General features: G+C 45.9%; 6 protein-coding genes, 4 pseudogenes and 1 CRISPR repeat array. Of the genes and pseudogenes, 6 read left to right on the forward strand and 4 right to left on the reverse strand.

Annotated features, from left to right (window positions below):
* A pseudogene (locus L5M18_RS22435) lies at positions 1-238 on the forward strand (IS4 family transposase); the annotation flags it as partial.
* Positions 239-301: 63 nt separating this feature from the next.
* A CRISPR array of direct repeats spans positions 302-635; the repeat unit is 29 nt; unit sequence CTGTTCCCCGTAAGCACGGGGATAAACCG.
* Between the two features lie 80 nt (positions 636-715).
* Here L5M18_RS22435 and L5M18_RS22440 read toward each other — a convergent pair.
* Positions 716-1354: pseudogene (locus L5M18_RS22440) on the reverse strand (IS5-like element ISVpa3 family transposase); the annotation flags it as partial.
* A 289-nt stretch (positions 1355-1643) separates the two neighbouring features.
* Between L5M18_RS22440 and L5M18_RS22445 the strand changes: the two are divergent.
* Together L5M18_RS22445 and L5M18_RS22450 are read left to right on the forward strand one after the other, a co-directional pair.
* Positions 1644-2915 (forward strand): diguanylate cyclase, encoded by a 1272-nt coding sequence (locus L5M18_RS22445; protein ID WP_263198662.1) that lies wholly within the window; start codon positions 1644-1646, stop codon positions 2913-2915.
* Positions 2916-2958: 43 nt separating this feature from the next.
* Complete coding sequence (locus tag L5M18_RS22450) at positions 2959-4992, forward strand: CHASE domain-containing protein (protein ID WP_263198663.1); 2034 nt, start codon at positions 2959-2961, stop codon at positions 4990-4992.
* Between the two features lie 76 nt (positions 4993-5068).
* Here L5M18_RS22450 and L5M18_RS22455 read toward each other — a convergent pair whose 3' ends face one another.
* Positions 5069-5218 carry a hypothetical protein gene (locus L5M18_RS22455; protein ID WP_263178087.1) on the reverse strand — a complete coding sequence of 50 codons (150 nt, stop codon included), beginning with the start codon at positions 5216-5218 and terminating at the stop codon, positions 5069-5071.
* 6 nt (positions 5219-5224) lie between these two features.
* A pseudogene (locus L5M18_RS22460) lies at positions 5225-5506 on the reverse strand (BLUF domain-containing protein); the annotation flags it as partial.
* Here L5M18_RS22460 and tnpA point away from each other — a divergent pair.
* From tnpA to L5M18_RS22475, 3 genes and pseudogenes are all read left to right on the forward strand, one after another.
* Positions 5492-5749 (forward strand): IS66 family insertion sequence element accessory protein TnpA, encoded by a 258-nt coding sequence (gene tnpA, locus L5M18_RS23540; RefSeq protein ID WP_411569078.1) that lies wholly within the window; start codon positions 5492-5494, stop codon positions 5747-5749. The pseudogene L5M18_RS22460 and the gene tnpA sit on opposite strands and share 15 nt — an antisense overlap.
* 2 nt (positions 5750-5751) lie before the next feature.
* The gene (tnpB, locus tag L5M18_RS22470) at positions 5752-6108 is read left to right on the forward strand and encodes an IS66 family insertion sequence element accessory protein TnpB (RefSeq protein WP_263198664.1); all 357 of its coding nucleotides are present in this window, start codon (positions 5752-5754) and stop codon (positions 6106-6108) included.
* 92 nt (positions 6109-6200) lie between these two features.
* A pseudogene (locus tag L5M18_RS22475) lies at positions 6201-6744 on the forward strand (IS66 family transposase zinc-finger binding domain-containing protein); the annotation flags it as partial.
* A 79-nt stretch (positions 6745-6823) separates the two neighbouring features.
* Here the strand turns inward: L5M18_RS22475 and L5M18_RS22480 are convergent.
* Positions 6824-7116, reverse strand: a 293-nt coding sequence (locus tag L5M18_RS22480) for an ATP-binding protein (protein ID WP_263198665.1), incomplete at its 5' end; no start/stop codon positions are given.

Genomic DNA, 7116 nt, shown 5'->3' on the forward strand with positions numbered 1-7116 from the left:
TAGCCTGTTAAGCCCATTGGCCTGGAAGTTGTTATGGCTAAAGACGGAAAAAAGCCAACCGCCCGAACAAGTCCCCAGTGTGCATTGGGCTTATCTAAGATTAGGAAAACTCGCGGGCTGGAATGACAGCAAACGAAGCGGAATTGTAGGCTGGGAAAGGTTATGGCAAGGATGGTTTAAACTGCAAACCATCCTTGAAGGTTACCAGCTAGCCTTGTCTCTTGAGCAAAAGATGTGATCAAGAGACAGGTAAGCACGGGGATAAACCGCACCCGGCTTCCCTGTGCAAAGTTGTAACATTCTGTTCCCCGTAAGCACGGGGATAAACCGTCGATTCGACAGGCGTTTTGTAGCTCAATGGACTGTTCCCCGTAAGCACGGGGATAAACCGGTATAGTATTGTTGGAAGTAGTTAATGAACGACTGTTCCCCGTAAGCACGGGGATAAACCGCAGACAAGAAGATTTGGGATCGCATTGTAGAGCTGTTCCCCGTAAGCACGGGGATAAACCGGCTATATGCCCTATAGACGGTTGTCAGACATGCTGTTCCCCGTAAGCACGGGGATAAACCGCGTATTTCATTGCGGATTTTAGCGATTTGCTCCTGTTCCCCGTAAGCACGGGGATAAACCGATATGAGCTCAACAATTATTGTCGGTGCAACGTAAGCGTAACGCCAACCACACCTTGCGGTGTGGYTGGCGTTACGCTTACAGTGGAACAGCTCGCTTGAACCGTATGGCATCGTAGCAATCCCTTGTGTCATAAGCGCCATCGCCAGATATCTCGATAATTCTTCGGCGGGTTTGCTTGAGCAAGTTAGGGAGGACTTCTGCATCGGTAACATTAGATAAACTCAGTTCTGCCGCGACGATTTCGTGAGTGCTGGTGTCTACCGCTAAATGCAACTTTCTCCAGACTCTACGCTTCCCGTCAGTACCATGCTTCTTGACCTTCCATTCACCTTCGCCATAAACCTTGAGACCTGTTGCATCAATAGCTAGATGCTGTATTGCACCTCTACTCTTTGGTTTAAATGAAACCTCGACTTGCTTAGCTCTTCGACTGATACAACTGTAATGTGGGCAGACTATAGGGACGTTAGCCAATGAAAAAACAGAATCGATAAACCCTTGCAATGCTCTCAACGGCATTGAGAAAACTCGTTTCACCATAAGCGCAGTAGTAATGGCTAAGTCGCTGAACTGACGAGGTCTACCTCGTTTATTTTGTTTGCTCTGCTTCCACTGGCGAATGGCTTCTTCATCAATCCAGAAAGTGAGTGAACCGCGGTTGATTAAGGCTTTGTTGTACTGTTTCCAGTTCGTTGTTTTGTAGCGAGGTTTCGGCATGAGACTAGGATGATTAACTTACTTAGCCGATCAGATCGCAACCTTCTGATTTAGTTCCCTCKAATTACGCAAAGCCATATATCTTTACCATAATTTACTAGCAAATCAATTAGATATAGGTTGTATAAGATTATCAAGAGAATAACCGATGATTTGAAAAGCGTTGAGTGTCCATAACGGTGTCAAAAACATACTTTTGTTATAATAATCAAAAAAATTTATACTTAAGGCCTTGATTATGTAAGCTGTTCATGTCAGTCTTTTGTTTTCAGCGGAAGAGAAAAATTCGATGGGAAGTTCTGAACTTAGCTTGCTGAAAATGGCGATTATGCAGTCTTGGAACGCGGTTGTGATTACCAGTGCTGACAGGGCAGCAGGATATCCTGTAAAAATTGCGAACCCTGCTTTTTGTCAGATGACAGGTTACGCAATTGATGAGTTGTATGGTCAGTCATTGAAGATGTTACAAGGCCCTGCTACAGATCAGGAGGTGATTAACCGGCTTAGAAGTTGTCTTACCAGTGGTGAATACTTCGAGGGTATGACTACTAATTACCGCAAAGACGGTTCGCCATATTTGGTGCGCTGGAATATCTCACCGGTACGAGATGAGGTGGGTGACATCACGCACTTTGTTTCAGTGCAGCAAGATATKACTGCTTATGCCAAGGTAGAAGAGACCAGTAAAATTCTTGGTCAGGCACTGGATGTCGCAGCAGAGCCGATACTCGTTACCGATGCGCATGCAAAGATAATCTTTGCTAATCAATCGTTTATCCAGGTTAGCGGTTGCGAAGAATCAGAATTAATCGGCAATACACCAACACTTTTCAAGTCAGGCTTACACGACGATGACTTTTATAAGAACGTAAAAGCGTCTTTAATGACAGCAAAGACGTTCCAGGCAATTTTCATTAATAAACGTAAAGACGGTACCTTGTATCATTCTGAGCAGAGTATCTCCGCTATCAAAGACCAAGCTGGTAACATTACTAACTATGTTAGTGTTGGAAAAGATGTCACTGAKCGACTTCGTGAAGAGCAGGCGCTTCGTGAATCGGCAACAGTGGATCAACTAACTGGTTTGTTTAACCGCAATCATGGTAAGGCGTTGTTAAGTGAGGCTTATAGCTTTACTCTTAGCCGGGAAGAGTCCATGAGTCTCATTCTTTGCGATATTGACCACTTTAAGCAGATTAATGATAGCTTTGGGCATCCTGTTGGTGATCAGATTTTAGCTCAAGTATCGGGTCTGCTTCGAAAGTYGGTTCGGGGTAATGATCGGGTAATTCGTTGGGGCGGCGAGGAGTTTTTGATCCTGCTTGAGAATTGCACTGATATGGTCGCGGCAGAATTAGCTGAACGTTTGCGATTGCGAATTGCTTCAGAGCAGTTTCAGAATGTAGGCAAGGTCACCGTGTCACTGGGAGTTGCATCATTATTTCAGAAAGAAAGTTTAGAGCAGCTGATCAGCCGTTGCGATGAAGCCTTGTATAAGTCAAAACGTAATGGTCGAAACCAACTAACGTTAGCTACYATGAACGAGTTTCCAAAAAATTGAACGACATATCACCTGCACGTGAAATACCATCAAGTAAAATGATATGTGGTCTGAGATTTGGAACATATCTAGCAAGAATGCATTAGGGAAGTCGAGCCATGCCATCCAGTTTCTATTGGCTGTAGTGGTTTTTGTTCTTGGGCTGGGCTCCACTGCTGTGATATATCAAATTATTGTCAATTCTGTCCACGAACGTGAGCAAGTCTATTTCGAGTTCCGAGCCCGGGAAGCTGTTGAGCGAATTAAGAGCCGTATGGCAGCCTACCAACAGGTACTTCGTGGCACGGCAGGTATTTTTAATATTTACAAAATTGTCGACCGACATCAATTTAGAGATTATTACGAGCGTCAGGCTCTTGAACGCTACTTACCTGGCATCCAAGGTATTGGATTTGCCAAGGCAATTCATCCATTAGAACTGCAGGTACATATTGAACAAATTCGTGCTGAAGGGTTTCCATCCTACAGCGTACTCCCTGAAGGCCAAAGAGATCTTTATTCCTCGATAATCTATCTTGAGCCATTCTCGGGGCGTAACTTGAGGGCGTTTGGCTATGATATGTACTCTGAGCCCGTGAGACGCTTCGCCATGCAACGGTCAATGGACACTGGTGAAATGATGCTCTCCGGTTGGGTTCGACTGCAGCAGGAAGTCGGAGTTCATGAGCAAACAGGGTTTCTGATATATCAAGCCGTGTATGATAAAGACCTACCGGCTGCTACGGTGGCAGAGCGCCGGGCAAGTTTGCTGGGTTGGGTATATGCACCGTTTCGCATGACTGACTTCCTGGAAGGACTTATGGGAGAGCAAGAGCGCGATCTGGTTATAGACATCTTCGATGGTAAAGAATTGCGTGCTGCGGCGCAAACTCACTTTGGTAGTTTAAATAGAGATGATGTCTGGCCAGAGTTTGAGTCAGTCCATCAGTTAGATTTGCTGGGGCAAACCTGGACATTACGCATTCAAGCAAGTAAGAGCCTTTTGCAACGAGTCGAGACCGGGTTGCCGAGAGTTATTGTTTTAACTGGTGTCATGTTGAGTGGTATGTTGTCTGTTTTAGTTTTTATACTAATTTCAGGCCGGTCGAGAGCAGAAGCTCTGGCGAGGGAGATGACAGAGGACCTTTCAATGGAAAGGGCTAGATTGAATGCTTTTCTGGAAGGTACCCGTGTTGGCACCTGGGAGTGGCATATTCAAACTGGTGAAACTGTATTTAACCATAAATGGGCAAAGATTATTGGCTACAAGCTTGAAGAGCTTGAGCCAATCTCCATAGAAACTTGGATCAAACTCACACACCCGGACGATTTTAAAAAGTCAGAACAGTTGCTCAAGCAACACTTTTTGGGTGAGACACCTTTTTATGAGTGCGAGGCTCGCATGCGTCATAAGGACGGACACTGGGAGTGGGTTCTTGACCGTGGCAAGGTTGGGAAGTGGGATGATGAAGGTAAGCCCATCATTATGTATGGCACCCATCAGGATATCACCCGCAGTAAACTTCAACTGGAAACTTACTACCGAGGGGCCTATCACGACGTTTTGACTGACCTCCCTAACCGACAATTGTTTAATGACCGCATTTCGCAGGCACTTGCCCTGGCAGAGYGCGAAAAAACGCATCTGGCTGTGTTCTTCATTGATCTGGATGGGTTTAAGACAGTCAACGATATCTATGGTCATGAAGCCGGCGATGTTGTGCTTAAAACGGTAGCTAAGAGTATTGAACAGTGCATACGCGCATCGGATACGCTTGCCAGATTAGGAGGAGATGAGTTCGTAGTGCTGCTTCAAGATATCGTTGACGAACAAGAGGCTATCGATAAGGCGACTAAGTTCATTGCCGAAGTTAAGTCCCCCATATCTCTGCCTGCTGGTAGCGAAGCAAACATTTCGATGAGTGTTGGTATCGCGCTCTACCCACAGCATGGGATAACAAGCGAACAACTTTGTAAGCGGGCTGACCAAGCAATGTATCAGGTGAAAAAAGGCTCAAAAAATGGTGTGTTAGTTTATCAGAACGATGGTTCAATCAATTTAGCTTTAGAGAGCACTGTTATAAACAGTACGTTGTAGCTTATTGAATCCTTAAGCTCGTTRTTATTATTTTGTTACAGGCGTGCGCCGCGCTCGATGCTCTGAAACAAGCCTCTCATTTAACAAGGTCTTGATGCTGCCTAATCAATTCATCTAGCGTTGATACAATGCTCGCTCCTGCTTCTTTAATCTGAATTTCATCTTTTGAGCCAAGCAGGCCATCAAGATTAAACCGTGCTTTATCCTCAATTCCAGCAAGCGCCATTGACCAGTCAGCAAAGTTTCTCTCATCTAATGGCTCGAAGTGAAGAACCGTTACATCAGTATGTCTGTCATCTAGTTGAATAATTTCGAAAAGTTATTCTAAAGACTCTTCCGAGCCTTCAATCACCTGACAAAAATATCCCCCAGAGTAGAGAAGGGCACCCGTAATTCCCCTAGCCGGGTTATTTCGGTGAGCCGATTCCAAAATTTTTCCTATTTCCTTCTGAACGTTTTCAACCGAACCTGAGGTAGAACAACCAAACAATGGCTGGCGCTGTTTGACCAGCAAAAAACCAGTGGGTTAACTCAAACCGAATTTGCAAAACAGCAAGGCATTGACCCAACCTATTTCAGTTATCGTAAGCGGCAACTTCTCGCCTGGCAACACGAAGACGATAGCGGCTTTGTCGAGCTGACCACTCAAGGCATGTTGCTTAGCCAGCCAATGCTGCTGAAAAAGCACGATGTAGAGCTGCACTTACCGTCAGGCACGGATGCCTTGTGGTTAGCTGCGTTGCTCCGGGCGCTTTAATCATGAAGATGTTTATCGACCCGCCCAAAATCTACCTGCATAAACAGCCGGTAGATTTTAGAAAGTCTATCAATGGCTTGTCGCTGTTGGTTGAACAGGACATGCAGCAATCGCCGTTTAGCGGTGCTTTGTTTGTATTCTGTAACCGCCAGCGTACCCGTCTAAAAGTGCTGTACTGGGACAGCACAGGTTTTTGCCTGTGGTACAAACGGCTGGAAAAAGACAAATTCCGCTGGCCGCGTCTTATGCCCGATAAGGTGTTCTGCATCAGTGAGCAGCAGTGGCACTGGTTGTTGCAGGGTATTGATATCCAAAAACTGACACCGCATCAGCCGCTACAATACCAAAGTGTGGGCTGATATGCCGATCGGCTATAAATCCTTTCGATCGCAGCTTAAACAATCTAAATAAGTACAGGCACTTAGCCGTATTGGCCGTTACAATAACGGCCATGAAAAAGACACCTAAATCCTTGCCAGACGATGTGGAACTGCTCAAGAAAATGCTGCTTGAGCAGACGCAAAAGCTTGAGCGTAAACTGGCACAAAAAGACAGACGCATTGCCAAATTAGAGCAAGTAAACCAGAAACTCTCTGATAAGCTGCAGCAATTGCTGGAGCAATACAACCTTGCCCAGTACAAAAAATACAGCCCCAGCAGCGAAAGCTATCAGGGAGATGGCGAGGTGCTGAACGAAGCAGAACAGCTTGCTGACGAAGAGCAAACCCAGCCAGAAGTTGCTCAGCCAGAAGCGGAACAGCCTGCCAAACCGCGCCGCCCACGTATCGCTGCCGAGTTGCCACGGGTGGAAGTTGTCCATGATATTACCGATAAAACCTGTGCCTGCTGTGGCCATGCGCTGCACCGGATGGGTGAAGAAGTCAGTGAGCAGATTGAGTTTATCCACGCAAATCCGGGTGATTAAAAACATCCGCCCCAAATACAGCTGCCGGTCATGTGAAAACCTGGGTACGGAAGTAGCCATACAAATTGCTGGCTAATAACATCATTTCGATCAGTCAATAACATCATGCCGATCACGATTTTTCTTCCCGCATTTACAACATCTTTGTTTTACTCTGCTTGATCGGCATGCGTCAAGTTTGTGCCCTGTTTTSGCATCGATTCACCCGTTAACGTCACTCTCACAGCACGATGGATCAGCCTGTCTAAGATGGCTTCGGCAAAAGTTGCTTCACCTATCATGGCGTACCATTTATCCACTGGCAGCTGGCTCGCTACCAAGGTGGATACCTTGCCATGACGGGTATCGATGATCTCCAGTAGATTACTGCGTTCGCTCGCATCCAGCATTTCCATGCCCCAGTCATCTAAAATCAAGATCGCAACTTGAGTCAGTTGTGTTA

It is taken from the genome of Shewanella sp. SM20 (assembly GCF_025654545.1).
Lineage (GTDB): Bacteria > Pseudomonadota > Gammaproteobacteria > Enterobacterales > Shewanellaceae > Shewanella > Shewanella oncorhynchi.

Excerpts from the sequence above, each read along its gene's own strand:
- tnpB (WP_263198664.1), top strand. The coding sequence starts at position 5,752 with ATGAAGATGTTTATCGACCCGCCCAAAATCTACCTGCATAAACAGCCG.
- L5M18_RS22455 (WP_263178087.1), bottom strand. The coding sequence starts at position 5,218 with ATGGCGCTTGCTGGAATTGAGGATAAAGCACGGTTTAATCTTGATGGC.